This is a genomic window from Kitasatospora sp. NPDC085464, from assembly GCF_044541955.1.
Taxonomy (GTDB): Bacteria; Actinomycetota; Actinomycetes; order Streptomycetales; family Streptomycetaceae; genus Kitasatospora.
This window is the reverse complement of the sequence record NZ_JBITTM010000019.1, coordinates 35172-60249: the sequence shown is the minus strand read 5'-3', so window position 1 is coordinate 60249 and position 25078 is coordinate 35172. Positions and strand designations below refer to the sequence as shown.

Sequence of the window (25078 nt, the reverse complement as noted above, 5' to 3'; positions counted from 1 at the left end):
GGCCCGGTCCGTTCGGTCCGCCGGGGACCGCCGGGAGCTAGCCGGAGACCTTCTCGTCGAAGCGCTCCTGGTTGAGCCGCGCGCCCTCGGTGATGGCGACGGTGCGGGCCATGTCGGTGAGCTTCTTCTCCAGGGAGCGGAAGCGCAGGTAGGTGTTGAGCGCCAGGAAGGCCAGCGCCAGCACCATCAGGTACAGCACCAGGTCGGTGCCGCGGCCGACGCCGAACCGGTTCGCGACCCAGGTGACGTCGTTCGGACGCAGCACCGCGTAGATGTTCGCGAGCACGAACAGCACGAAGGCGATGCGCTTCCAGGCCCTGGTGTTGGTCCGGTCCCAGCGCCGGATGAAGATGAGCGCCGCGGTGCCGGCGCCCAGCACCAGCACCAGTTGGATCCAGAAGTACTTCATCGCCGGCCACGCTCCCGGAGCGAGATGTCGAAGAGGATGTTGACGCCGTTGATCAGGGACTGGCCCTTGGCGCGTGAGTAGTCGGTGTAGAGGATGTCCACGGGGACCTCCACCACGCGCAGCGAGGACTTCGCCAGCAGGCCGACGATCTCCGAGGCGTGGGCCATCCCGTTCATGGTGATCCGCAGCTGGGAGGCCGCCTCGCGGTTGATCACGCGCAGCCCGTTGTGCGAGTCGGTGAGCTTCAGCTTGCGGGCGGTCGGGCTGACCGCGGCCGCCGTGCGGAGCACCACGCGCTTGATCATCGGGACCTGCTCGGACTGCTCGATGAAGCGGGAGCCGAGGACGACGTCCGCGGTCCCGTCGCGCAGCACGGCGACCATCTTCTCGACGTCGTGCGTCTGGTGCTGGCCGTCCGCGTCGAAGGTGGCGAAGTACTGGGCGCCGGGCTGCTGCAGTGCGTAGGAGAGCCCCGTCTGCAGGGCGGCGCCCTGGCCGAGGTTGACCGGGTGCCGCACCAGGTGGGCACCCGTGGTCATGATGTGCTCGGCCGAGCCGTCGGTGCTCCCGTCGTCGACCACGACGATGTTCGGGAACGTCTTGCGGGCGTTCTCCACCACATCGGCGATCACCTGGCCTTCGTTGTAGGCGGGGATCACCAGCCAGACGTCGTCGTATTGGGACATGGTCGCTTCCTGGGCGCTGGGACGGAATTGCTGGAGGGATCTCACGGGTCAGGCCCGGCGACCGGCCACGTGGCTCAGCATCGCCCCGACACCCCGCAGGCCCGCCTTGCGGCCGGCCGCGGGGATCATGCTGAGCGCGTGCAGCCGCGAGGAGACGAAACGGCGGGAGATGGTGGCCGCCCGGTGCCAGCCGTGGCCGTCCAGCCGGTCCGCGGTCTCCCGGAAGAAGCGGCGGGCCTCCTCGAAGCGCTTGCCCGTGAAGGCGGTGACCGAGGACTCGCTGACGGCGTGCCGGCGGTAGCTGAAGCACACCTCGGGCACGACCGCCAGGGAGACGTCCGCGAGGAGCAGGTCGACGATGATCGCGAGGTCCTGGATGACGCCCAGGTCCGCGCGGAAGCTCGTCGCCTGCATGTCCTTGGTGCGCCAGCACACGGACGGGAAGTACAGCCAGTCGCCGCGCATCAGGCTCATCGCGAGCGGCTCGCCGGACATCAGCAGCGGGCCCGGGTCCTTCGGCGCGTACAGCCGGCGCTTGACGGTGTCGGCGAGGCTGCCGACCGGGTTCCCGTCGGCGCCGATGACCAGCACGCCGGGCTGGACCATGCCCGCCTCCGGGAAGCGCTCCAGCGCGTCCCGGACCACCTTCAGGTAGTTGGGGTGCATCAGGTCGTCGCAGCCCATGAGCACGAGGTAGTCGTACTCGGCGAGCTGGACGCAGCGGTTGAAGTTGCCGCTGACGCCGAGGTTGGACTCGTTGCGCAGGTACCGGACCCGCGGGTCCGCGAGGGACTCGAACCAGCCGGGGACGTCCGGCTCCTTGCCGTCGTCGACGACCGTGAGGCGCCAGTCGTCGCCGTCCTGGGCCAGCACGCTGCGGACCGCGTCCTGCATCAGCCGGACGTCGCCGTAGTACGGCATCAGGATCTCGAAACGGGACATCGGGTACCTAGACCTTGCCAATGAGCTCGGGCCGGCGGGCGGCGGCGCGGGTGGCGGGCTCGATCGCCTTCACGTTCGCCGGCATGCGGCGGATGAGGGCGAGCAGCAGCACCAGGCCGGCCCGGGCCAGGTAGATCGTCGCCTTGATCGGGGAGGCGGAGGGCGTGCCGGTGGTCCGCTCGCGCATCGCGACCGGGACCTGGCGGATGACGAAGCCGCAGCGGGCGGCGCCCACCATGCTCTCGATGGTGTCGCCCAGGTACTCGACCGGGTACCAGTGCGAGAAGAACTCGATCATCGGCTTGTTGCAGGCCTTGAAGCCCGAGGTGGTGTCGGTGAGCCGGGTCTTGGCGACCCGCGACAGCACCACCGAGAGCAGCTTCATCGCCCAGGAGCGCGGGCCGCGCACCTTGTACGAGCCCTCGCCGGCGAAGCGGGCGCCGATGACCAGGTCGGCCTCGTCGCGGAGCTTCTCCAGCAGCGCGGGCACGTAGGCCGGGTCGTGCTGGCCGTCGGCGTCACACTGGATGGCGACGTCGTAGTCGTGCAGGTGCGCGTAGCGGTAGCCGAAGCGCATGGCGCCGCCGACACCGAGGTTGTACGGCAGCTGCGCGACCCGGGAGCCGCAGGCGGCGGCGACGGCGGCGGTGCTGTCCGTCGAGCCGTCGTCGACGACCAGGGTGTCCACGCCGGGGAGCTTCTGCTGGATCTCGCGGAGGATCTTCGGCAGGCCCTCGGCCTCGTTCCAGGCGGGGAGGATGATGAGTACCCGCTTGCCGTCGATCATGCCTTCACCTCGGGGTCGTTCACGTCGCTGCCCGAGCGGGCAATCGGGAAGTCGTGGTGCTCGGCGAGGTGGGCGCGCATCATCGCGACGTCCTCGGCCAGCGTGCGGGTCTCGGCCTCCAGTCGGCTGGTCTCCCAGCTGAGGTGCACGCAGACCAGCAGGACCAGCACGAAGCCGGCGAACAGCACGAGGCTGACGCCGGAGGCGACCCCGAGCCGCCGTGCGGTCGAGTCCAGCAGCCGCGGGAAGAAGCCCAGCGGGGCGATCACCACGCCGATGGCGAGCCAGAGGGCCGCGTACTTCTCCCGGAGCTGCTGGCGGCGCAGCAGCTCCAGGATCCACACGAGCACCAGCACGCCGGTGATCGAAGTCAGCACACTCAGCTGCACGATGGGTCTCGCCTTTCACGCGTCGGTGAGGCATGGGGGTGAATGGGGCACATGCTAGGGGCTCCGGTACCGCGGGACGGCCGCGGGGGGAGCGCTGACGACATCGTGATCAGCTCGCGGAGACCGCGTCGGGAGAGACCGTGACCTGCGCGGTGTCCGTACCGGCGCCGCGCACGCTACCGTCGCCGCGCAGCGCCAGCAACATGACCACGAGCACCACCAGCGGACCGACGGTGTACGCGGCCTCGACCCTGGTCGCCGGGGCGCCCGGCAGGCAGGTGATCAGCAGCAGCGCGGCGGTGCCGAGCACCCACCCGAGCAGCTGCCGGCGGTGGTGGCCGCGGGCGATGACGGCCTGGCCGACCACCGTGGCGAGCAGGTAGGCGAGCGTGCCCACCGAGAGCCAGAGGAAGTCCACCGGGCCCAGAGCATGCCGGTCCGCGTTGAACGCGACGTGAATCATCCATGGCCCCAGGACCACGGCGGGCACCCCGCCGAGGACCCCGAGGGCGGTCACGATGCCGCAGGTCTTGGTGAGGAGCTTGCGGAAGCCGACCCGGTCGCCGGTCGACGCGGCCGTCGACAGCCCCGACATCAGCGAGGCCTGCAGCGCGCCGAAGACGAACAGCGGGACCCGGCTGAGCACCATCGCGCCGGTGATCGCGCCGACCAGGACGGCCTGCGAGGGCGCCAGCACCTTGATGCTGAGCACCGCCGCGTTGGCGACGAACTGCGCCAGCAGGAAGGAGACGGTCAGCAGGCCCAGCCCGCTGCACAGCTCCCGCCAGCCGATGGCCGGACCGGGCAGGGCGATCCGCAGCGTCCGCGGCAGGCTGACGAGCATGGCCAGCACCGGGGAGACGGCCAGGACCAGGCTGTACGCGAGCGCCGAGTGCACACCGGCCACCAGCAGGCCGACCGAGAGGGCGATCCGCAGGACGCCGTCCAGGCCGAGCTGGAGACCGTACGCACCGAAGTGTCCGAGACCGGCCAGCACCCCGCGGGTCAGGTAGCAGGCGGCCGGGCCGACGAAGGCGGCGGCCAGGGCCACCACCAGGCTCCGGTCGCCGTGGAAGAACGTGTCCGCGAGCGGGCGGGAGAACGCCCCCAGCGCGGCGAGCACCACCAGCAGCAGCCCGCCGGTCAGCACGGTCGCCTTGCGCAGCACCGGGGCCGCGCCCTCGCCCCGGGCGGCGCGGGCGGCGATGACCCGGGTCAGCTCCTGCTCGACCGGGAAGAACAGTCCGAGGGCGAACGCCATGGCGATCGTCCACAGGACGTTGACGTCGGCGATCGCCTGGCGGTCGAGCGCGTGCCCGGCCACCCCGAGGTGCACGTACGAGGCGCCCCCGAGGGTGACCGTCCCGACGCCGACCGCCAGCAGTCCCGGCGGCAGCGCGCGCGTCAGTCGGCCGAGCACGCCGCTCACCGCTCCGCCGCGGTGCGCAGCGCCCGGAAGGCCGAGCGCTCCAGGGCGTCGGCCAGCATGGCCCGCCACTCGGGCAGCGGCGCCAGCCCGGCGGCGGCCCAGCGGTCGTGGCCCAGCACGCTGAAGGCGGGGCGGACGGCCGGGCGGACGAACGCCTCCGAGGTGGTCGGCCGGATCCGCTCCGGGTCGAGCCCGCTCAGCGCGTAGGTCTCGCGGGCCAGCCCGAACCAGGTGGTCCGGCCGCTCGCGGTGCCGTGGTAGACCCCGGCCGGGGCCCGTCCGCCGAGCGCGGCCCGGCCGAGCTCGACCAGGCGGACGGCGAGCGCGTACGACCAGGTGGGCTGGCCGTGCTGGTCGTCGACCACGTCCAGGGTGTCCCGCTGGGCGGCCAGCTTGAGCATGGTGGCCACGAAGTTCGGGCCGTGCTCGCCGTACAGCCAGGCGGTGCGCACGACGTAGCCGTGCTCGGGGAGCAGCTCGGCGACGGCCTGCTCCCCCACCAGCTTGCTGCGGCCGTAGGCGTTGACCGGTGCGGTCGGGGCGTCCTCCGGGCAGGGCTCGGTGGCGTCGCCCGGCAGGACGTAGTCGGTGGAGACGTGCAGCAGCCGGGCGCCGGTCTTGGCGCAGGCCGCGGCGAGGTGGCGCACGCCGGTGCCGTTGACGGCGGTGGCGGCCTCCTCCTCGGTCTCCGCACCGTCGACGTCCGTCCACGCTGCGCAGTTGACCACGATGTCGTGGCCCTCGACGGCGGCCAGTACGGCCGCCGCGTCGGTGATGTCGAGGTCCGCCCGGCGCAGCGCGGTGATCTCGGCGGTCGGGTCGGCGGCCAGCACCGACAGCAGGTCCTGCCCGAGCATCCCGGCCGCGCCGGTGACCAGCCAGCGGACCCGGCCGGTGGCGTTCGCGGTCACTTCGCCAGGGCCGCCTTCTGCTTCAGCGGCTCCCACCAGGCGCGGTTCTCGCGGTACCAGGCGATGGTCGCGGCGAGGCCGTCCGGGAAGGACACCTGCGGCTCGTAGCCGAGCTCCTCGCGGATCTTGCTGATGTCCAGGGAGTAGCGCAGGTCGTGGCCCTTGCGGTCCTCGACGTACTCGACCATGTCCCAGCCGGCGCCCGCGGCCTCCAGCAGCAGGCCGGTCAGCTCCTTGTTGGTGACCTCGGTGCCGCCGCCGATGTTGTAGACCTCACCGGCGCGGCCGCCGCGCATGACCAGCTCGATGCCGCGGCAGTGGTCCGCCACGTGCAGCCAGTCGCGGATGTTGCCACCGTTGCCGTACAGCGGCACCTTCTTGCCGTCGATCAGGTTGGTGGTGAACAGCGGGATGACCTTCTCCGGGAACTGGTAGTGCCCGTAGTTGTTGGAGCAGCGGGTCACCACGACGTCCATGCCGTGGGTGCGGTGGTACGCCAGCGCCAGCAGGTCGGAGCCGGCCTTGGAGGCCGAGTACGGGGAGTTCGGGGCCAGCGGCCAGGTCTCGGTCCAGGAGCCCTCGCTGATCGAGCCGTAGACCTCGTCGGTGGAGACGTGGACGAAGCGGCCGACGCCGTGCTTGCGGGCGGCGTCCAGCAGGACCTGGGTGCCGAGCACGTTGGTGACGACGAACGGGCCCGCGCCGGCGATCGAGCGGTCCACGTGCGACTCGGCGGCGAAGTGCACCACCACGTCGTGGCCCGGCATGACCTGGTCGACGGCGTCCGCGTCGCAGATGTCGCCCTGGACGAAGGTGTAGCCCTGGTGGTCGGCCACCGGGGCCAGGTTCTCCAGGACTCCCGAGTAGGTGAGCTTGTCAAAGACGGTGATCCGGGCGCTCTCGTCCGCTCCGAGGAGCTGACGGACGAACTCCGAACCGATGAATCCGGCGCCGCCGGTCACGAGGATGCGCATAATGCGCGTAGTCTACCGTCGCCGATCGGCCCCCTCGAACGGCCCAGGACAGGGCCCGTCCGACTCTCACTTAAGCTGCTCGCATGCGTGGAATCCTCCTGGCCGGCGGGACCGGCTCGCGCCTGTGGCCACTCACCCGGGCGGTCTCGAAGCAGCTGCTCCCGGTCTTCGACAAGCCGATGATCTACTACCCGCTGTCCACCCTGGTGATGGCGGGCATCAGCGAGATCCTGATCATCACCACCCCGGCCGACCGCGAGCAGTTCGAACGCCTGCTGGGCGACGGCTCGCAGCTCGGCCTCAAGCTGGAGTACGCCGTCCAGGAGAAGCCCGAGGGCATCGCCCAGGCCTTCGTGCTCGGCGCGGACTTCATCGGCGACGAGTCCGTCGCCCTCATCCTCGGCGACAACATCTTCCACGGCAGCGGCCTCGGCACCCGGCTCGCCGAGCACACCGACGCCCCCGGCGGCCGGGTCTTCGCCTACCCGGTGGCCGACCCGACCGCGTACGGCGTGGTCGAGTTCGACGAGCACGGCCAGGCGATCTCCATCGAGGAGAAGCCCGAGAAGCCGAAGTCCCGCTACGCCGTCCCCGGTCTCTACTTCTACGACAACCAGGTCGTGGAGATCGCCCGCGGCCTGAAGCCCAGCGCGCGCGGCGAGCTGGAGATCACCGCGGTCAACGACGCCTACCTGCGCAAGGGTGAGCTGAACGTCACGATCCTGGACCGCGGCACCGCCTGGCTGGACACCGGCACCTTCGTCTCGATGGTGCAGGCCTCGGAGTTCGTCCGGGTCATCGAGGAGCGCCAGGGCTTCAAGATCGGCTGCATCGAGGAGGCTGTCTGGCGGGCCGGCCTGATCAGCTCCGAGCAGCTGCGCGAGCTCGCCGAGCCGCTGCTGAAGAGCGGTTACGGACAGTACCTGCTGGCCCTGCTGGACGAGGAGAACGCCCGGTGAAGTTCCGCGAACTGAGCATCGAGGGCCTGATCGAGATCACCCCTCAGCTGCACGGCGACCCGCGCGGCATGTTCACCGAGTGGTACCGCTTCGACCGCCTCGCCGAGGTCGTCGGCCACCCGCTGCGGCTGGCGCAGGCCAACCTGTCGGTCTCCTCGCGCGGCGTGGTGCGCGGCATCCACTTCGCCGACGTGCCGCCCGGCCAGGCCAAGTACGTGACCTGCGTGCGCGGCGCCGTGCTCGACGTCATCGTGGACCTGCGGGTCGGCTCGCCGACCTTCGGCCGCTGGGAGGGCGTGCGGCTCGACGACGTGGAGCGCCGCGCGGTCTACATCCCGGAGGGCCTCGGTCACGGCTTCTGCGCGCTGACCGACGACGCCACGCTCTCGTACCTCTGCTCCGAGACGTACAACCCGACCGGCGAGCACTCGGTCCACCCGCTCGACCCCGACCTGGGCATCGAGTGGCCGGCCGAGGAGCCGCTGCTGTCGGCCCGGGACGAGGCCGCGCCGTCGCTGGCGGAGGCGATCTCCTCCGGCCTGCTGCCGACGTACGAGACCTGCAAGGCGTTCACCGAGAGCCTGCGCACCCAGCAGGACTGAGGTCCCGCGAGGACGCACGAAGGCCCGGCCGGATCCCTCCGGCCGGGCCTTCGTCCTTCCGTCACTTGTCCCGGAAGACCCAGTACTTGTAGCCGAAGTAGTTCACGACCGAGAGGATCACCAGCGCGAGCGCACGGGCCAGCAGGTAGAAGAGGCCCAGCTTCACGAAGCCGCCGACCAGCAGCACGGTGCCGACCCAGTTGCCGCCCGCCATCACCATGTAGCGGGCGGTCTGCTTGCCGACCGGCGAGGAGCTCTCGAAGGCCCAGATCCGGTTCAGCACGAAGTTCGTCGTGAAGCCGGCCAGCACGGCGACGAGGGTGGACACCGCCAGCGGCAGGCCGAGCACGCCGTGCAGGAGGTACAGCAGGCCCATGTCGACCGTGGTGCTGGTGACGCCGGCGGCCAGGAACCGCACCGCGCTATGGCCCAGAAGTCCGGCGATCCGGCCCTTCGCGGTGGATCCGGACACTTCCGAGGGCGATTCCAGTTGAGTCACGGGGGAATCGTAAGTGCAACGCCGGGCGGGCACACAGCCGCCCGGTCCGACCGAAATCGGCCACCCGTTATCTTGGTCGCGTGTCCTCATACCCCCCCGCCGTGACCTCCCCTCCCCCGGCCGCCGCGAGCAGGGCCGGCGACAGCTCCGGCCGACCGGGCCGCCTGCTGTTCCGGCGGACCTGGTGGACCGCGTTCATCGGGTTCTTCCTCGTCTGCGCGGGCTGGGCGCTCGCCTCGCCGTACGACGCGAGCCCGGACGAGCGGGAGCACATCGTCCGCGCGGTCGGGGTGGCCCGGGGCGAGTTCGCGCCCAAGCCCGAGGCGGCCGGCGGCGGCACCGGCGCCTTCCAGCACGTGCCGGCCTCGATCGTCCGGGACAACTGCTGGTGGTTCGACCCCACCAAGTCGGTGGCCTGCGCCAAGGCGCCCGGCGGCGAGGACCAGCAGATCGAGCGGGTGGGCACCCGGGCCGGCCGGTACAACCCGGTCTACTACGCGCTCGTCGGCTGGCCGATGGCCCTCTGGCCGAACTGGCTGGGCCTCACCCTGGCCCGGCTGGTCAGCGCCGCCCTGGTGTCGGCGCTGCTCGCCTCCGCCGCGCACAGCCTGGTCGCCTGGACCAGGCACCGGATCGCGGCGGCCGGGCTGCTGGTCGCGGTGACCCCGATCACCGCGCACCTGGCGGGCTCGATCAACCCCAACGGCATCGAGATCGCGGCCGGCGTGGCCCTGGTCGCGGCCCTCATCCCGACCATGCTGGACCCGGAGCAGCCGCTGCGGCGCGCGGCCATGGTGCAGATCGCGATCGCCGGATCGGTGCTCATGACGGTCCGCGCGCTCGGTCCGCTCTGGTGCGCGGCGGTCCTCGGGATCATGCTGATCCCGGCCAAGCGGGAGCGGGTGAAGGAGCTGCTGCGCTTCCGGCCGGCCTGGTGGGCGGCCGGGACGCTGTTCGCCGCCGGCGCCGCGGGGGCGCTGTGGACCGTGGTCATGAAGGCCTCGGAGATGATGCCCGTCCAGGTGCCGCCCGGCATCACGGTGCCCAAGGCGATCCGGCACGAGGTGATCGTCCGCTGGCCCGACTACTTCACCGAGGTGATCGGCGTCCCGTCGTGGCTCGACACGCACCTGCCCGGCACCGCCTACTACCTCTGGTACCTGGCCATCGGCTGCCTGGTGCTGCCCGCGCTCGCCTTCGGCGCGTGGAGCGACCGCTGGCGGGTGCTCGCCTTCTTCCTCGCCCCGTTCGCGGTGATCACGCTCTCGGACGCGATAGCGGCGCACAAGGTCGGCTTCGCCGGCCAGGGCCGGTACATGCTGCCGGTCGCCGTCGGGGTCCCGCTGGTCGCGGCCTTCGTCCTCGGACGCCGGGACGTGCTCGACGGGGCCCGGTCGGCCTCGCTGGTCCGGATGATCGCGCTGCTGGTGCTGCCGCTGCAGCTGGCCTTCCTCGGGTACACCATGATCCGCTGGCAGGCGGGGCTCGGCACCTCGGTGGACTACACCCCGCTCAACCCGCTGGCCGGCACCTGGCACCCGCCGGCGGGCTCGGCGACCGCGCTGCTGACCGCCGTGGCCGGCTGCGTGGTGCTCGGGTACTGGGCGTGGACGAGCACCGGCGGCCGCGCCGGGCGGCAGGAGCGGGCCGCCGCGGTCAGCGCTTCCTGAAGACCCACAGTTTGAGGAGGACGAACCGGGCCACGGTGGCGAGACCGTTCGCCACCACGAGCCCGGTCACCTCCACCACCCGGGAGGCGTGCGGCACCGCCGCGTCGAGCAGCGCGAGGACACCGCTGCTGAGGCCGAGTCCGATCAGGAACGCGACCGCGCCCTGGAGCTGGTGGCGCACCGCGCCGTCCGAGCCGGTGATGCCGAAGGTGAAGCGGCGGTTGGCCGCGGTGTTGGCCACCGCGCTGACGGCCAGCGCGACCAGGTTGGCCACCTGCGACGAGGCGACCAGCCGCAGGGCGACGAACAGCGCCAGGTAGAACAGGGTGCTCAGCACCCCGATGACCAGGAACGACGGCAGCTGCCGCCGGACCGCCGGGGGCTCGGCGCGCGGCCCGTCGCGGTGGTCGTGCCCGTCGCGGTCGTTCGGCCCGTCGTGCCCGCCCCGGTCTGCGGAGAGGATCTCGTTCACTCGCCCGTACCGTACCGGTCCGGCTCCTCGGCCGAGTCGTAGCCGATGAAGTAGGCGGGCCGCGCCTGGACCGCGGAGTAGATCCGGCCGACGTACTCGCCGAGCAGTCCGACGCAGACCAGCTGGACGGCGCCGATGAACAGCATCCCTATGAAGAGCGAGGACCAGCCGGGCACGGTGGAGCCGACCGCGTACGCGACCGTGGTGTAGAGCGCCAGCGCGATGCAGACCAGGAAGCTGAACAGCCCGAGCCAGGTGGCGAGCCGCAGCGGGGCCGCGGAGAAGTTGGTGATGCTGTCCAGCGCCAGTCGGACCATCTTGGACAGCGGGTAGTGGGTGCTGCCCGCGACCCGCTCCTCGCGCACGTAGACCACCTCGCCGCTGGGGAAGCCCAGCCACGGCACCAGCAGCCGGTAGACCGGCTGGTGCTCGGGCATCGCCTTCAGCGCGTTCACCGCGGCCCGGCTGAGCAGCCGGAAGTCGCCGGCCTGGTTGGGCATCCGCTTGCCGACCAGCTTGCGCATCAGCCAGTAGTACGCCCCGGCGGTGCGCCGCTTGAAGGAGGTGTCGGTGCCGCGGTCGCCGCGGACGCCGTAGACGATGTCGAGGCTCTCCTCGCGGGCGAGTGCCAGCATCTCCGGGATCTTCTCCGGCGGGTCCTGGAGGTCGGCGTCGATGGAGACGACGTAGTCGCCGAAGGCACGGTGGAGGCCGGCGGTGAGGGCGGCCTGGTGCCCGGAGTTGCGGGCGAAGCGGACGATGCGGAACTCCGGCCAGTCCTGGTGGATCTTCTGCATCAGCACCGGCGTCGCGTCGGTGCTGCCGTCGTCGACGCCGACCACCTCGTAGGCCACGTCGAGCCCGTCGAGGATCGGCCGCAGCCGCTCGACGGTCAGCGGGAGCGCCTCCTGCTCGTTGTAGATCGGCATCACGACCGACAACAGCGGTGCCGTTGACATGCGTTGGATCCCACTTTCCGCGACGGCGGGGCTGGTTGGTGGCCCGACCATAACAGTCTGCGATGAGCGGCCGGTGAAAGGAGGCGCGCTCCGGTGAGCGCCCCGTGAGACGCCGAAGGGCCCCGCGCACCGTGCGGTGCGCGGGGCCCTTCGGACTCAGCCTGTACGGGGCAGGCAGGTCAGATCGTCAATTACTTGATGATCTTGGTGACCTGGCCGGCGCCGACGGTGCGGCCACCCTCACGGATGGCGAACTTCAGGCCCTCCTCCATGGCGATCGGCTGGATCAGCTGAACCGTCATGGCGGTGTTGTCGCCCGGCATGACCATCTCGGTGCCCTCGGGGAGGGTCACGACGCCGGTCACGTCCGTGGTACGGAAGTAGAACTGCGGGCGGTAGTTGTTGAAGAACGGGGTGTGGCGGCCACCCTCGTCCTTCGACAGGATGTAGGACTGGGCCTCGAAGTCGGTGTGCGGCGTGACCGAACCCGGCTTGATGATGACCTGGCCGCGCTCGACGTCCTCGCGCTTGATGCCACGGAGGAGCAGACCGACGTTCTCACCGGCCTGGCCCTCGTCGAGCAGCTTGCGGAACATCTCGATGCCGGTGACCGTGGTGGTGGTCTTGGTCTCCTTGATGCCGATGATGTCGACAGTCTCGTTGACCTTGAGGATGCCACGCTCGATACGACCGGTGACGACGGTGCCACGACCGGTGATCGTGAAGACGTCCTCGATCGGCATCAGGAACGGCTGGTCCACGGCGCGGGCCGGGGTCGGGATGCTCTCGTCGACGGCGTGCATGAGGCCGAGGAGCTTCTCGCCCCACTCCTTGTCGCCCTCCAGCGCCTTCAGCGCGGAGACGCGGACGACCGGCAGGTCGTCGCCCGGGAACTCGTACTCGGAGAGGAGCTCACGGACCTCAAGCTCGACGAGCTCCAGGATCTCCTCGTCGTCCACCATGTCGGCCTTGTTCAGGGCGACGACGATGTACGGAACGCCGACCTGGCGGGCCAGGAGGACGTGCTCCTTGGTCTGCGGCATCGGGCCGTCGGTGGCGGCGACGACGAGGATCGCACCGTCCATCTGGGCCGCACCGGTGATCATGTTCTTGATGTAGTCCGCGTGACCCGGGCAGTCGACGTGGGCGTAGTGACGCGCCTCGGTCTGGTACTCGACGTGCGCGATCGAGATGGTGATACCGCGCTGCCGCTCCTCCGGCGCCTTGTCGATCTGGTCGAACGGCGTGAAGGGGTTGATCTCCGGGTACGCGTCGTGCAGCACCTTGGTGATGGCCGCGGTAAGGGTCGTCTTACCGTGGTCGATGTGACCGATGGTGCCGATGTTGACGTGGGGCTTCGTCCGCTCGAACTTCGCCTTCGCCACTGCAGTCCTCCTGAGGACAGATCCTGTACGCCGTGCTGACGTCAGTTGGTCTTGTATCGGGCTTGGTCCGCGGTGCCGGAAGCACCTCGTACCGTCCCGCGGGTGGGGGCCGGAGGCCCCGGGAGGATCCGTCCGGATCCTCCCGGGTCGCCTCCTCATAGCCTAAGGGGTCGAAATCATCCCGAATGTCGGACTGATCCCGAGGCCGGCAGAGCCGGACTCACTCGCCCTTGGACTTGGCGATGATCTCCTCAGCCACGGCCTTGGGGACCTCGGCGTACGAGTCGAACTGCATCGAGTAGCTGGCGCGACCAGAGGTCTTGCTGCGCAGGTCACCGACGTAGCCGAACATCTCGGAGAGGGGCACCAGCGCCGTGACGACGCGGGCACCGTGACGCTCGTCCATGGACCGGATCTGGCCACGGCGAGAGTTGATGTCGCCGATCACGTCGCCCATGTAGTCCTCGGGCGTGGTGACCTCGACGGCCATCATCGGCTCAAGAAGGACCGGCTTGGCCTTCTTCGCGCCTTCCTTGAAGGCCATCGAGCCGGCGATCTTGAACGCGAGCTCCGAGGAGTCGACGTCGTGCGACGCACCGTCGAGCAGCGTGACGCGGACACCCTGCAGCGGGTAGCCGGCGAGCACACCGAACTCCATGGCCTCCTGGCAACCGGCGTCGACCGAAGGGATGTACTCCTTCGGCACGCGGCCACCGGTGACCTTGTTCACGAACTCGTAGCCCTCGGCCTGCTCAAGCGGCTCGATCGCGATCTGGATCTTCGCGAACTGGCCCGAACCACCGGTCTGCTTCTTGTGCGTGTAGTCGATGCGCTCGACGGCCGAACGGATCGTCTCGCGGTAGGCGACCTGCGGCTTGCCGACGTTGGCCTCGACCTTGAACTCACGCTTCATACGGTCGACCAGCACCTCAAGGTGCAGCTCGCCCATACCCGCGATGATGGTCTGGCCGGTCTCCTCGTCCGTGTTGACCTGGAAGGACGGGTCCTCCTCGGCGAGACGCTGGATGGCGACACCCAGCTTCTCCTGGTCACCCTTGGACTTGGGCTCGATGGCGACGCGGATGACCGGGGCCGGGAAGTCCATGGACTCCAGGATGACCGGGTTCTTCTCGTCGGCCAGCGTCTCACCGGTGGTGGTCTGCTTCAGGCCCATGACGGCGACGATGTCGCCGGCGCCCACCGACTCGATCTCCTCACGCTTGTTCGCGTGCATGCGGTAGATCTTGCCGATGCGCTCCTTCTTGCCCTTGACGGCGTTCAGCACCGAGGTGCCGGACTCCAGGCGGCCGGAGTAGATCCGGACGAAGGTGAGCTTGCCCAGGTGCGGGTCGGACATGATCTTGAACGCCAGCGCGGACAGCGGCTCGTCGTCCGACGCCTTGCGGGAGATCTTGGTGTCCGGGTCGTTCGGCTTGGTGCCCTCGATGGACTCGATGTCCAGCGGGGACGGCAGGTACTTGACGACCGCGTCGAGCAGGGGCTGAACGCCCTTGTTCTTGAAGGCGGTACCACAGAAGATCGGGGTGAAGTCCGAGTTCAGGGTGCCCTTGCGGATCGCGTCCTGCAGCAGCTCGACCGGGATCTCCTCGCCCTCAAGGGCGAGCTCCATGATCTCGTCGCTGACGTTCGAGACGGTGTCGATCAGCGTCTCGCGGTACTCGTCAGCCTGCTCCTGCAGCTCGGCCGGGATGTCGACGACGTCGTACATCTCGCCCTTGGCGGCCTCGGCGGACCAGACCAGCGCCTTCATGCGGACCAGGTCGACGACGCCCTGGAAGTCCGACTCGGCACCGATCGGGAGCTGCATGACCAGCGGGGTGGCGCCGAGGCGGTCCACGATGGTCTGCACGCAGAAGAAGAAGTTCGCGCCCGTGCGGTCCAGCTTGTTGATGAAGCAGATGCGCGGGACGCCGTAGCGGTCAGCCTGCCGCCACACGGTCTCGGACTGGGGCTCGACACCGGCGACACCGTCGAACACCGTCACGGCACCGTCGAGGACGCGCAGCGAACGCTCCACCTCGACGGTGAAGTCGACGTGACCCGGGGTGTCGATGATGTTGATGGTGTTGTCGACGTCGTCGACCGTCCAGTGACAGGTCGTCGCGGCCGACGTGATCGTGATGCCGCGCTCCTGCTCCTGCTCCATCCAGTCCATGGTGGCAGCGCCATCGTGGACCTCACCGATCTTGTACGAGACACCGGTGTAGAACAGGATCCGCTCGGTGGTGGTGGTCTTGCCCGCGTCGATGTGCGCCATGATCCCGATGTTGCGGACCCTGGCGAGGTCAAGGGAGGTTGCAGCCATGGTGGCTCGTTCTCTCTCTGTCTAGTGACGGGGTACGGACTACCAGCGGTAGTGCGCGAAGGCCTTGTTGGACTCGGCCATCTTGTGGGTGTCCTCGCGACGCTTCACGGAAGCGCCCAGGCCGTTGCTGGCGTCGAGGATCTCGTTCATCAGGCGCTCGGTCATGGTCTTCTCGCGACGGGCGCGGGAGTAACCGACCATCCAGCGCAGCGCCAGGGTGCTGGCGCGGCCCGGACGGACCTCGACCGGAACCTGGTAGGTCGCGCCACCGACACGGCGGGACTTGACCTCAAGGGCCGGCTTGACGTTCTCCAGCGCGCGCTTCAGCGCGACGACCGGGTCGGAGCCGGTCTTCTCACGGACGCCCTCAAGGGCGCCGTAGACGATCCGCTCGGCGGTGGAGCGCTTGCCGTGCAGCAGGATCTTGTTGACCAGCTGGGTGACGACCGGGGAGCCGTAAACCGGGTCGATGATGACCGGGCGCTTCGGGGCGGGGCCCTTACGAGGCATTCTTACTTCTCCTTCTTGGCGCCGTAGCGGCTGCGGGCCTGCTTGCGGTTCTTGACACCCTGGGTGTCGAGCGAACCGCGGATGATCTTGTAGCGGACACCAGGAAGGTCCTTCACACGACCACCGCGCACCAGCACGATGGAGTGCTCCTGCAGGTTGTGGCCCTCGCCCGGGATGTAAGCGGTGACCTCGATCCCGCTGGTGAGGCGCACACGGGCGACCTTACGAAGCGCCGAGTTCGGCTTCTTCGGGGTGGTCGTGTACACACGCGTGCAGACCCCACGGCGCTGCGGGGAGCCCTTCAGCGCGGGAGTCTTGTTCTTCTCGACCTTGTCCTGCCGGCCCTTTCGGACCAGCTGCTGGATCGTAGGCACCGTTTCTCCGTTTTCTGTGTGCCAAGGCTTGGTGGAACTAACCTGCGGTGTCTTCCCTCGCAACCGGCCCCGTGGTCGACCCACGCGGTCGGGTGTGTTGGGCTTTTCCGACACGGAATCCCATGGCTGATGTACAGCGACGGCGCTCTACGCGCGGGGCGCTGGAAAGCGCTCCGGCTCGGCGCGGCGACCGGTGTGCATGCACGCACAAGGACCCGGGGACACCCCAGGCACAAGGTCAGAGCGTACCTAGCGCATGGGGCGCGGTCAAAACAAATGCAACGCCGCAGGTCGTCGCCTTCGGCCGGGCGTCACGCGGGTGTCCCGCACGTGACCACCCGGTGTCGGGCCGTCTTCACCCGCTCTACCACAGTCGTCGGCCGCCCGCCAGCGGAGCGCCGCCGCGCGGCCTAGGCGATGCCCACCAGGATCAGCAGCGCCCAGAAGGCACTGCCCATGTAGCCGAGGACCAGGCCGAGGACGGCCGCCCAGTCGCCGTCCATGTTGCGCTCGCGGATCTGGGCCCGGGCGATGTGCCCGGTGATCACCGCACCCACCGCCGGCAGCGCCAGGAAGCCGCTCAGGCCGCACACCACCGAGACCACCGCCAGCACGTTGGTCTGGCGGGCCGGCGGGGGCGCGGCGGGCAGGAAGGTGGCCGGGACCGGCGGGCCGGCGGGGGCCGTCATCGGGCCGGCGGGCAGGTCCGCCACCAGCGCGGCCAGCTGCCCGTAGGTCTGCGCCTCGACGGCGGCCTCGTGGCGCTGCTCGTACTCCTGGACGGAGAGCCGGCCCTCGGCGAAGGCGGCCTTCAGCACGTCGACCGTGCGGTCGCGGTCCGCGTGGCCGGCCCGCATCGCGGCCTGCGGGGACGGAGCGGGGACAGGAGCCTGGGCCGGGACCGGCGCGGGCTGCCAGCCGACGACCGGCCGGTGGCCGTGGCCCGGCTCGTGGCCGTGCTTGTAGGCGGGACCGGGTTCGCCCCACGGTTGAACGGACATCCGCCACCTCCCGGTACCGCGGTTCCCCCGCGCACCCTCACTGCTCCTCATAGTGCAGGACGAACAGGCGAACTGAGTAGTTGCCAAATCGGACCGACAAGGTCGGGAAAGGCGTTCCGCACGGCGTGCCTCACCCGTTCGGCGGACACGCTCAGGGGATCCTCAACTCGGGCGACAGCCCGTTCGTGCAGTGACAGGCTGAGCCCGAGAGCAGTTCCGCCGACCACGAGCAGAGAAGGCAGCGATGCAGGCGTCAGCACCACCTCCCTCCGACCTCCCCCGACCGGACGCCCCGTCCGCCGTCAGCATCCGAGGGCTGTGGAAGCACTTCGGCACCCAGGCCGCCGTGGCCGGGCTGAGCCTGGAACTGCCGGCGGGCTCGTTCATCGGCCTGGTCGGCCCGAACGGCGCCGGCAAGACCACGACGCTGTCGATGGTCACCGGGCTGCTGCGGCCCGACCAGGGCACCGTCCTGGTGCACGGCGCCGACGTCTGGGCCGACCCGGTCCTGGTCAAGGCGCGGATCGGCATCCTGCCCGAGGGCCTGCGGATGTTCGAGCGGCTCAGCGGGCGCGAACTGCTGCAGTACACCGGGCGCCTGCGCGGCCTGCCCGGCGCCGAGGTCGACCGCCGGGCCGAGGAGCTGCTGGCCGTCCTGGACCTCGGCCGGGACGCCGACAAGCTGGTCGCCGACTACTCCACCGGCATGCGCAAGAAGATCGGCCTGGCCGCCGCGCTGCTGCACAACCCCGACGTGCTGTTCCTGGACGAGCCCTTCGAGGGCGTCGACCCGGTCTCCGCCCAGACCATCCGCGGCGTGCTCAAGCGGTACGCGGCGGCCGGCTCCACGGTCGTCTTCTCCAGCCACGTGATGGAGCTGGTCGAGCAGCTCTGCGACTGGGTCGCGGTGGTCAACGCGGGCCGGGTCATCGCCCACGGCCCGCTGGACTCCGTCCGCGGCGGGCGCAGCCTGCACGAGGCCTTCCTCGACCTGATCGGTGTCCGCGAGGACGACGGGCAGGCCCTCGGCTGGCTCGGCGGCGGGCAGTTCGGCAGCGGGCAGTTGGACGGCGGACAGCTCGGGGGCGCGCAGTGACTGCGGCCGTGCCCGGCGCGGTGCCGGACGGGCGGACGGTGGTCCGCGCCCTGGTGGCGCTCAAGCTGCGGCTGCTGCGCAACGGGCTGCGGCGCAGCCCCGGCAGGACCACCGTCTACGTGCTCGGCGGCGTCGTGGGCCTGGCCTTCGCGGCCGGCATCGCCGTCGCCATGGCCGCGCTGAACGGGCGGTTCGCGGGCTCCGGGGACGCCGGGGTGATGCTGCTCGGCGTGCTGACCCTGGGCTGGGCGGCGCTGCCGCTGTTCCTGTTCTCCAGCGACGAGAGCGCCGACCCGACCCGGCTCACCATGCTGCCGCTGCGACCCGGTCCGCTGCTGCGCGGCTCGCTGCTGGCCGCGCTGATCGGGCCCGGACCACTGATCAACCTGGTGCTGGTGACCGGCGCGGTGCTGGCCGGCGCCGGCGGCGGGGCCTCCGCCGCGGTCGCCGTGGTCGGCGTGCCGCTCGCACTGCTCGGCCTGGTCACGCTCTCCCGGGCGGTCGCGGCCGGCAACGCCCGGATGCTCTCCAGCCGCCGGGGCAAGGACTTCGCGGTCTTCGGCGGGCTGGCCTTCGCCCTGCTGATCCAGACCGCCAACGTCGGTTCGCAGAGCATCTTCGGCCGCCCCGGCGGCGACATCGACCTGAGCCCGCTGAAGCCGATCGCCTCCGTCCTGCGCTGGATCCCGCCGATCAGCGCGGCGGACGCGCCGCGCACCGCCGCCGAGGGCCGGTACGGGCTCGCGCTGCTGCAGCTCGCCGCGGCCGGCGTGCTGGTGGCGCTGCTGCTGCGCTGGTGGCGCAGCAGCCTGCAGGAGCTGATGGTCACCGCCGACTCCTCCACCCTGGAGGTGGCCCGCGGGGTGCAGCGCTCGCGCGGCTGGGGCTTCCTGCCCGGGGGCCGGACCGGCGCGGTGATGCAGCGCCACCTGCGGTACGCCTGGCGCGAACCGCGTGCCAAGGCCGCGGTGTTCACCAGCATCGGCATGACGGTGGTGATCTGCGTGCTGTCGATGGTCCAGGGCTGGGCGAGCGTCTACCTGCTGGCGATGACGGGGACGTTCCTCGGGCTGCAGATGCTCAACCTGTTCGGCATGGACGGCTCGGCGTTCTGGATGGTCGCCGCCACCCTGCGCACCCCGGCCGACGCCCGGGACGAGCTGCGCGGCCGGGCGTACGCGGTGCTGTCGTACGCGATCCCGGTGACGCTGGTGCTCGGCCTGGTGCTGGCGGCCGTCACCGGCACGTGGGCGGAGCTGCCCGCCGCGGTCGGCCTCGCGCTCGCGCTGCTCGGCTGCGGGGTGGCGCTCGGCGCGATGTTCAGCGTGCTGGTGCCGTACAGCATGCCCGCCGACAGCAACCCGATGCGCAACGCCGCCCCGGGCCAGAGCGGGCTGGTGATGCTCAACTCCTTCGGCTCGATGATCGGCGTCGCCCTGCTCGCCCTGCCGGTGGGCGGCTACCTCGGCTGGGCGCTGGTCTCGGACGGGCCGAGCTGGCCGGTCCTGCTGATCGGCCCGCTCTACGGCGCGCTGGTCGCCGTCCTCGGAGTGCGGATGGCGGCCACCCGGCTGCTGGAGCGCGCCCCCGAGATCCTGGCCACGGCCGTCGAGCGCTAGCCGCACCGCCTTCTGCTCCCCCGCTCGTTGCCGCCCCGCCGTCCGCTCCCGGTCCTCGGTGCGCGCTCCGGCATCATGGGCAGGAGGAACCGGGCCGTCGAGGAGAGCAGGGACACACCGTGGGCAAGCGCACGCAGCAGGGCGGGGACGCCGGGCCGCTGCTGGAGCAGGCGGTGCGGTCGGTGCTGACGGCACCCGAGGAGGGGCTGGACCTCGCCCTGGACACCGGGGCGTCCCTGCTGGCCGCCTCGGCCGGGCAGTGGTCGGCGGTCAGCCGGGCGCTGCTGGGGTACGCGGACACCGCCGTCGGCCGCTGCTGGTCCGCCGGCTGGCGCCCGGCCGACCTGGTGCGGGTGGTGCGGCGCGGGCTGAAGCCCGTCCACCTCGCCCTCGCGGTGGACCTGATCGCCGCCGAGGGCCGCCGCCACCCGGCGGCCGCGCTCGACCGGCGCTGGCTGGAGCAGCTGCGCGAGCTGGAGGCCGAGGTCTGGTGGCCCGGCGACGAGCAGTACCTGGGGGCCTTCGCCCAGCGGCACCGGCTGGACCGCTTCGCGCTCGCCACCGCCGTCCTGGAGCTGCTGCGCACCTGGGGTCGGCTGCCCCCGATCGCCCCGGTGGGGCCCGGCCCCGGGCAGGCGGCGCGGCCCCGGCACTCCGGCCCGCAGCACCCCGGGCCCCCGGCCGGCGAGCCGCGGATGCTGGCCCGGATCCGGGCGCTGCTGGCCAAGGCCGAGTCCACCGAGTACTCCGAGGAGGCCGAGGCACTGACCGCCAAGGCCCAGCAGCTGATGGCCCAGCACAGCATCGACGAGGCGCTGCTGGCGGCCGCCGGTGCGGACCGGAACGCCCCGGCGGCGCTGCGGATCGGGGTGGACAACCCGTACGAGGGCCCCAAGACGATGCTGCTGGACGCGGTCGCGGCGGCGAACCGGTGCCGGGTGGTCTGGGCGAAGGAGTTCGGCTTCTGCACCGTGGTCGGCTTCGACGGCGACCTGGACGGCGTCGAACTGCTCTACACCTCGCTGCTGGTGCAGGCCACCCATGCGCTCAACAAGGCGGGTTCCGGCCGGGACTCGCGCAGCAAGGCGTTCCGGCAGTCCTTCCTGGTCGCGTACGCGGCGCGGATCCGCGAGCGGCTGACCGCGGCCACCGAGCGGACCACCAGCGCCGCCGCGGCCGGCCGGCACCTGCGCGAGGACGGCACCGAGGAACAGCTGCTGCCGGACGCGCGGCTGCTGCCCGCGCTCGCGGCCCGCTCGGAGGCGGTGGACGAGGAGGTCGGCCGGCTGTTCCCGAAGCTGGTCTCGCAGCGGGTCCGGGTCAGCGACGGCGAGGGCTGGGCGGCCGGGCGCGCCGCCGCCGACCGGGCCGCACTGCACGGGCGCGCCGGGCAGATCCGCCGGTAGCTCCGCACGCGGACCTGATAGAACTACTCCGCCACGAACGAAGGGGGATCCGACGTGACGGAGCCGGCTGCCGAGTCGGGGTACCGGGACCGGGTGCGCGGAGCGCTGCTCGGCGGAGCCGTCGGCGATGCGCTGGGCTGGCCGGTGGAGTTCCAGCAGCTCCATCAGATCCAGGGCCGCTACGGGCCGGAGGGCGTGACCTCCCTGCCGGGCGGTCCCGGGCCGGTCGAGGTCACCGACGACACCCAGATGACGCTGTTCACCGCCGAGGGCCTGATCCGCGGCTTCGTGCGCGGCTGGACGGGCGGCGGCGGCTCGGTGCCGGAGGCCGTCCACGGCGCCTACCGGCGCTGGCTGATGACGCAGCACCAGCCCGCGCCGGACACCGCGCCGCAGCCCCGCCCGTACGACGGCTGGCTACTGCGGCAGCCCTTCCTGTACGCGCGGCGGGCGCCGGGCAACGCCTGCCTGAGCGGGGTGTCCGAGCACCCGGTGTTCGAGGCGCCGTCCGTGATCGGGCGGCCGGGGCCGATCAACCCGGGTTCCAAGGGCTGCGGCACGGTGATGCGCTCGGCGCCGTTCGGGCTGGCGCGGCTGGGTGTCGAGCAGTCCTTCGGGCTGGCGGTGCAGTGTGCCCAGCTCACCCACGGTCACCCGACCGGGTACCTCGCGGCGGGCGCCTTCGCGGCGCTGGTCGAGCGGCTCGCGAACGGGACGGAGCCGTGGGCGGCGGTCGGCGAGACCGTGGAGCAGATCCGCGACCTGCCGGCGTCCAAGGAGACCGTCCAGGCGCTGGCCAGGGCGGTGCGGGTCGCCCAGGAGTCCGAGCCGTCGGCGGAGGCGGTGGAGCGGGTCGGGCTCGGCTGGATCGCCGAGGAGTGCCTGGCCATCGCGGTGTACTCGCTGCTGGCGGCCACCCTCGACCCCGACCCGGTGCGCACCGCGCTGCTGCTGTCGGTGAACCACTCCGGGGACAGCGACTCGACGGGCGCGGTCTGCGGCAACCTGGTCGGGGCCGCGTACGGCGCCTCGGCGCTGCCCGCCGAGTGGGCCGGGGAGGTCGAGGGGCGGGCCGAGCTGCGGCAGGTCGCGGACGACCTGCTGGTGCTGTTCGGCACCCGCGACCCGCTCCACCCGGGGCTCGGCGGGCGCTACCCGGCCTGGTGAGCGCGCCGGCCCCGGCGCGACGGGCGCTCCCGGCCGGGCCCGGTGAGCGCGCCTAGCCGGCCTGCGGGTCGGTGACCTGGCCGAGGAACAGCGGCTGCCCGCCGGCGGTGTCCCGGATCAGGAACAGGAACGGCCGGTCGATGTGCAGCTGGGCGGCCTGACGCGGGGCGGGCGCCGCCGCGGCACCCACGCCGACCCCGCTGCCGGCCGCCGCGACCGTCCCCTCCTCGTCGACCTGCACGGTGGCCTTCTGCACCACCGAGCTGACGACGAGCGGTTCCTTGGCGATGCCGCCGAGGTCGGCGTCGTCGAAGGCCGTGTGGACACCGAGCGAACGCAGCGCGGAGGTGAGCTCGTTGGACGTGTCGAAGTGGAAGCGCGGCAGCTGCAGGTCGACGGGCTGTGCGCTGAGGGCGCCGAGGATCCGGTCCAGCTGGGGCTGGTCCAGGCCCTTGGTGAAGGCGTCGAAGCCGCCCTGCGCGGGAACGATCAGGTCCATCGCCAGTCCGCCGTCCGCATAAGGCAGTTCGACGGCCTGCCAGGGTTCGCCGACGATCCCGCCGGAGCCGTCGGCGTACTTGAAGTCGCCGGTCTGGCCCATCGTGGAGACGTTCGGCGCGGTGCCGTCGAGCTTGTGGAACGGACGGTCCTCGGTGTGCGCGGGCTTGAACGCGGAGGCCCACTTCGCCTTGAGGTAGAGCGCGTCGGTGAGCACCAGCCGGGTGTCCGGGTTGATCGCCTTCGGGGCGAACAGGTCCTTGATCCGCCCCTCGGTGGCATTCTCCACGGCCGCGTTGACCGCCTTGCGGCTGCCCTCCGGGTCCTTCTTGAAGTCGGTGGTGTGCACTCCGGCGTCGAAGGCCGCAGCGAGCGTCGCCAGGTAGTCGGGCTCCACCGTGAAGCCCTGCTGCGTCCAGACCTCGTCGCTCCGGCGCAGGGTGAGTCCGTCGGTGGTCGGCACGGGGCGGTTCAGCGCCCCGACGGCGAGGGCGTACTGCTTCGGGTCGAGCTCGGTGTGCAGGGCCTTCGCCAGCTCCTGGGCGGTCGCACCGTGGGCACCGGGCAGCAGCATGGCGAGCACGGTGGAGAGTCCGGACGGGGAGAGCACCACGTTGCGGCCGGCGCCGTCCGGTGTCGCGGTGAGGGTGTGCAGGAGGTCCAGTCCGAAGGCGTCGGTGGCCCTCGCGGTGGCCGCCACCCGGGCCGGGTCCACCGCGGGCGGACTGGTGGGTGCGGAGGCCCTCACCTCCGCGCCGGTGGCGGCCCCGGTGCTGCCGCACCCGGCCAACAGCGGCGCGGCGAGTGCGGCGGCGAGGAGCAGCGCCGCCGGGCGGCGGGACGTACGACGGGTTCCGGTGCTGCGGTTCGTCATGGCCCTTCGACGCACCACCCCGCCGAGCGGTTCCGCCCGCCCGGGGGGACGCAGGCCGGGAGCGCACCGGCCTGGAGCGCGCCGGCCGGCCCCGGGACCGGGACCGGGCCTCGACCGCTCAGTCCCAGAGCGCCCCGAGCTCCAGGAGCTCGTCCCGGTACTCGATCCGGTCCACCCATTCGGCCGGCCAGACCGCTTCGCCGTGGTGGGCGCCCGCGAAGGCGCCGGTCAGGCAGGCGAGGGAGTCGGAGTCGCCGCTGGAGTAGGCGGCCCGGCGGACGGCGGCGACCGGGTCGTCGGGCAGCAGCAGGAAGCAGAGCAGGCCGGTGCCGAAGGCCTCCTCGGCGATCCAGCCCTCGCCGGTGGCCAGGCAGGGGTCGGCCTCGACGTCGGGCGCGGCGAGGGCGGCCTCCAGGTCGTCGAGAACCTTGAGGCAGTCGTCCCAGCCGCGGGCCATGACGGCCTGCGGGGAGCTGCCGTACCAGCGGTCGGCGAGGTCGCCGAGCCAGAACTCGTCGTAGCGCTCGCGGCCGGCCAGCGCGTACGCCCGCAGCACCGCGGGCAGCGCGGCCGGCGGGACGCCCTCGGCCAGCTTGCGGACGGCGTACGCGGTGAGGTCACTGGCGGCGAGCGCGGTGGGGTGGCCGTGGGTGAGCGCGGACTGCAGCTGGGCGGCGCCGGAGAGCTGCCGGGCGTCCAGTGCGCGGACCAGCCCGATCGGGGCGACCCGCATGTTGGCGCCGCAGCCCTTGGAGCCCACGTCGCTCGCCTGCTGCCAGCGGTACTCGGGGCGGCTGAGCCGCTCGCAGGCGCGCAGGCAGGTCATGCCCGGGGCGCGGTTGTTCTCCGGGGAGCGCCACCAGTCGACGAACTCCTCGCGGACCGGCCGCTCCAGGCGCAGCGGGGTCAGCGGTCCGCCGGCCAGGGCGGTGCGCAGGCCACGGCCGAGGGCGAGCGTCATCTGGGTGTCGTCGGTGACCAACGCCCTGGCGGGCAGCGGGAGTCGACGCCAGTCCGGATGGTCGACGGCGATCCGCTCGACGTCCTGGAACTCGGTCACCCGGCCCATCGCATCACCGATCGCCAAGCCCAGCAGTGCCCCCGTCGCCTTGCCCACGGCCGTTCCCCCTCGTC

25 protein-coding genes are annotated in these 25078 nt (G+C 71.5%); 7 read left to right on the top strand and 18 right to left on the bottom strand.

The genetic code is table 11. The features are described 5' to 3' along the window. Window positions 1-37: 37 nt before the first annotated feature. The 8 genes from ACIGG8_RS18525 to rfbB all read right to left on the bottom strand — a co-directional run bounded on the left by ACIGG8_RS18525 (window position 38) and on the right by rfbB (window position 6527). Window positions 38-409 carry a DUF2304 domain-containing protein gene (locus tag ACIGG8_RS18525; protein WP_350519909.1) on the bottom strand — a complete coding sequence of 124 codons (372 nt, stop codon included), beginning with the start codon at window positions 407-409 and terminating at the stop codon, window positions 38-40. Continuing rightward, window positions 406-1095 carry a glycosyltransferase family 2 protein gene (locus ACIGG8_RS18520; RefSeq protein ID WP_350519908.1) on the bottom strand — a complete coding sequence of 230 codons (690 nt, stop codon included), beginning with the start codon at window positions 1093-1095 and terminating at the stop codon, window positions 406-408. The genes ACIGG8_RS18525 and ACIGG8_RS18520 overlap by 4 nt, the downstream gene beginning before the upstream one ends. A gap of 48 nt (window positions 1096-1143) precedes the next feature. Further along, a complete protein-coding gene (locus tag ACIGG8_RS18515) occupies window positions 1144-2037 on the bottom strand; it encodes a glycosyltransferase (protein ID WP_350519907.1) in 894 nt (297 codons plus the stop codon). 7 nt (window positions 2038-2044) lie between these two features. Next, window positions 2045-2824: a glycosyltransferase family 2 protein gene (locus ACIGG8_RS18510; RefSeq protein WP_350519906.1), complete on the bottom strand. Its 780-nt coding sequence runs from the start codon at window positions 2822-2824 to the stop codon at window positions 2045-2047. Continuing rightward, complete coding sequence (locus ACIGG8_RS18505; protein ID WP_360254645.1) at window positions 2821-3213, bottom strand: DUF2304 domain-containing protein; 393 nt, start codon at window positions 3211-3213, stop codon at window positions 2821-2823. Before ACIGG8_RS18505 ends, ACIGG8_RS18510 begins: the two co-directional genes overlap by 4 nt. A gap of 109 nt (window positions 3214-3322) precedes the next feature. Continuing rightward, entirely contained in the window at window positions 3323-4642 is a 1320-nt protein-coding gene (locus ACIGG8_RS18500) for a hypothetical protein (RefSeq protein ID WP_396549179.1), read from the bottom strand. Further along, complete coding sequence (gene rfbD, locus ACIGG8_RS18495; protein ID WP_396549177.1) at window positions 4639-5553, bottom strand: dTDP-4-dehydrorhamnose reductase; 915 nt, start codon at window positions 5551-5553, stop codon at window positions 4639-4641. Before rfbD ends, ACIGG8_RS18500 begins: the two co-directional genes overlap by 4 nt. Continuing rightward, on the bottom strand, window positions 5550-6527 hold the full coding sequence (rfbB, locus tag ACIGG8_RS18490; RefSeq protein ID WP_350519902.1) for a dTDP-glucose 4,6-dehydratase: 978 nt from the start codon (window positions 6525-6527) through the stop codon (window positions 5550-5552). Before rfbB ends, rfbD begins: the two co-directional genes overlap by 4 nt. An 83-nt stretch (window positions 6528-6610) precedes the next feature. On the opposite strand from rfbB, the gene rfbA reads away from it, so the two are divergent. Further along, window positions 6611-7486, top strand: coding sequence for a glucose-1-phosphate thymidylyltransferase RfbA (gene rfbA / locus ACIGG8_RS18485; protein WP_350519901.1), 876 nt, complete (start codon window positions 6611-6613; stop codon window positions 7484-7486). Beyond that, entirely contained in the window at window positions 7483-8088 is a 606-nt protein-coding gene (gene rfbC, locus ACIGG8_RS18480; protein ID WP_396549174.1) for a dTDP-4-dehydrorhamnose 3,5-epimerase, read from the top strand. The genes rfbA and rfbC overlap by 4 nt, the downstream gene beginning before the upstream one ends. Window positions 8089-8149: 61 nt before the next feature. On the opposite strand, the gene ACIGG8_RS18475 is transcribed toward rfbC, so the two are convergent. Continuing rightward, entirely contained in the window at window positions 8150-8587 is a 438-nt protein-coding gene (locus ACIGG8_RS18475) for a GtrA family protein (protein WP_350519899.1), read from the bottom strand. Between the two features lie 101 nt (window positions 8588-8688). Between ACIGG8_RS18475 and ACIGG8_RS18470 the strand changes: the two genes are divergently transcribed. Continuing rightward, window positions 8689-10257 (top strand): DUF2142 domain-containing protein, encoded by a 1569-nt coding sequence (locus ACIGG8_RS18470; protein WP_396549172.1) that lies wholly within the window; start codon window positions 8689-8691, stop codon window positions 10255-10257. Here ACIGG8_RS18470 and ACIGG8_RS18465 read toward each other — a convergent pair. From ACIGG8_RS18465 to ACIGG8_RS18435, 7 genes are all read right to left on the bottom strand, one after another. Next, entirely contained in the window at window positions 10244-10729 is a 486-nt protein-coding gene (locus ACIGG8_RS18465) for a GtrA family protein (RefSeq protein ID WP_396549170.1), read from the bottom strand. The genes ACIGG8_RS18470 and ACIGG8_RS18465 overlap by 14 nt on opposite strands. Next, complete coding sequence (locus tag ACIGG8_RS18460) at window positions 10726-11688, bottom strand: glycosyltransferase family 2 protein (RefSeq protein ID WP_396549168.1); 963 nt, start codon at window positions 11686-11688, stop codon at window positions 10726-10728. Before ACIGG8_RS18460 ends, ACIGG8_RS18465 begins: the two co-directional genes overlap by 4 nt. 191 nt (window positions 11689-11879) lie before the next feature. Beyond that, window positions 11880-13073 carry an elongation factor Tu gene (gene tuf, locus ACIGG8_RS18455; protein WP_350519895.1) on the bottom strand — a complete coding sequence of 398 codons (1194 nt, stop codon included), beginning with the start codon at window positions 13071-13073 and terminating at the stop codon, window positions 11880-11882. Between the two features lie 220 nt (window positions 13074-13293). Then, complete coding sequence (fusA, locus tag ACIGG8_RS18450; protein ID WP_396549166.1) at window positions 13294-15399, bottom strand: elongation factor G; 2106 nt, start codon at window positions 15397-15399, stop codon at window positions 13294-13296. Window positions 15400-15438: 39 nt separating this feature from the next. After that, entirely contained in the window at window positions 15439-15909 is a 471-nt protein-coding gene (gene rpsG / locus ACIGG8_RS18445) for a 30S ribosomal protein S7 (RefSeq protein WP_148644378.1), read from the bottom strand. A gap of 2 nt (window positions 15910-15911) precedes the next feature. Then, the gene (gene rpsL / locus ACIGG8_RS18440; protein ID WP_014144289.1) at window positions 15912-16283 is read right to left on the bottom strand and encodes a 30S ribosomal protein S12; all 372 of its coding nucleotides are present in this window, start codon (window positions 16281-16283) and stop codon (window positions 15912-15914) included. A gap of 410 nt (window positions 16284-16693) precedes the next feature. Continuing rightward, window positions 16694-17284, bottom strand: coding sequence for a DUF1707 and DUF4190 domain-containing protein (locus ACIGG8_RS18435; protein ID WP_396549164.1), 591 nt, complete (start codon window positions 17282-17284; stop codon window positions 16694-16696). A gap of 244 nt (window positions 17285-17528) precedes the next feature. Here ACIGG8_RS18435 and ACIGG8_RS18430 point away from each other — a divergent pair, with 244 nt between their 5' ends. The 4 genes from ACIGG8_RS18430 (at window position 17529) to ACIGG8_RS18415 (ending at window position 22572) form a co-directional block, all read left to right on the top strand. Beyond that, complete coding sequence (locus tag ACIGG8_RS18430; RefSeq protein ID WP_396549162.1) at window positions 17529-18380, top strand: ABC transporter ATP-binding protein; 852 nt, start codon at window positions 17529-17531, stop codon at window positions 18378-18380. Beyond that, on the top strand, window positions 18377-19999 hold the full coding sequence (locus tag ACIGG8_RS18425) for a transporter (RefSeq protein WP_396549160.1): 1623 nt from the start codon (window positions 18377-18379) through the stop codon (window positions 19997-19999). Before ACIGG8_RS18430 ends, ACIGG8_RS18425 begins: the two co-directional genes overlap by 4 nt. Before the next feature lie 119 nt (window positions 20000-20118). Then, window positions 20119-21405 carry a DUF2786 domain-containing protein gene (locus ACIGG8_RS18420; protein WP_396549159.1) on the top strand — a complete coding sequence of 429 codons (1287 nt, stop codon included), beginning with the start codon at window positions 20119-20121 and terminating at the stop codon, window positions 21403-21405. A 54-nt stretch (window positions 21406-21459) separates the two neighbouring features. Continuing rightward, the gene (locus ACIGG8_RS18415) at window positions 21460-22572 is read left to right on the top strand and encodes an ADP-ribosylglycohydrolase family protein (RefSeq protein WP_396549157.1); all 1113 of its coding nucleotides are present in this window, start codon (window positions 21460-21462) and stop codon (window positions 22570-22572) included. Between the two features lie 52 nt (window positions 22573-22624). On the opposite strand, the gene ACIGG8_RS18410 is transcribed toward ACIGG8_RS18415, so the two are convergent. Beyond that, on the bottom strand, window positions 22625-23944 hold the full coding sequence (locus tag ACIGG8_RS18410; protein ID WP_396549155.1) for a serpin family protein: 1320 nt from the start codon (window positions 23942-23944) through the stop codon (window positions 22625-22627). A gap of 118 nt (window positions 23945-24062) precedes the next feature. Beyond that, window positions 24063-25061 (bottom strand): ADP-ribosylglycohydrolase family protein, encoded by a 999-nt coding sequence (locus ACIGG8_RS18405; protein WP_396549154.1) that lies wholly within the window; start codon window positions 25059-25061, stop codon window positions 24063-24065. Window positions 25062-25078 lie beyond the last annotated feature (17 nt).

Excerpts from the sequence above, each read along its gene's own strand:
- fusA (WP_396549166.1), bottom strand. The coding sequence starts at position 15,399 with ATGGCTGCAACCTCCCTTGACCTCGCCAGGGTCCGCAACATCGGGATC.
- rpsG (WP_148644378.1), bottom strand. The coding sequence starts at position 15,909 with ATGCCTCGTAAGGGCCCCGCCCCGAAGCGCCCGGTCATCATCGACCCG.
- rfbB (WP_350519902.1), bottom strand. The coding sequence starts at position 6,527 with ATGCGCATCCTCGTGACCGGCGGCGCCGGATTCATCGGTTCGGAGTTC.
- rfbA (WP_350519901.1), top strand. The coding sequence starts at position 6,611 with ATGCGTGGAATCCTCCTGGCCGGCGGGACCGGCTCGCGCCTGTGGCCA.
- ACIGG8_RS18410 (WP_396549155.1), bottom strand. The coding sequence starts at position 23,944 with ATGACGAACCGCAGCACCGGAACCCGTCGTACGTCCCGCCGCCCGGCG.
- ACIGG8_RS18460 (WP_396549168.1), bottom strand. The coding sequence starts at position 11,688 with ATGTCAACGGCACCGCTGTTGTCGGTCGTGATGCCGATCTACAACGAG.
- ACIGG8_RS18525 (WP_350519909.1), bottom strand. The coding sequence starts at position 409 with ATGAAGTACTTCTGGATCCAACTGGTGCTGGTGCTGGGCGCCGGCACC.
- ACIGG8_RS18435 (WP_396549164.1), bottom strand. The coding sequence starts at position 17,284 with ATGTCCGTTCAACCGTGGGGCGAACCCGGTCCCGCCTACAAGCACGGC.
- ACIGG8_RS18430 (WP_396549162.1), top strand. The coding sequence starts at position 17,529 with ATGCAGGCGTCAGCACCACCTCCCTCCGACCTCCCCCGACCGGACGCC.
- ACIGG8_RS18520 (WP_350519908.1), bottom strand. The coding sequence starts at position 1,095 with ATGTCCCAATACGACGACGTCTGGCTGGTGATCCCCGCCTACAACGAA.
- ACIGG8_RS18510 (WP_350519906.1), bottom strand. The coding sequence starts at position 2,824 with ATGATCGACGGCAAGCGGGTACTCATCATCCTCCCCGCCTGGAACGAG.
- ACIGG8_RS18515 (WP_350519907.1), bottom strand. The coding sequence starts at position 2,037 with ATGTCCCGTTTCGAGATCCTGATGCCGTACTACGGCGACGTCCGGCTG.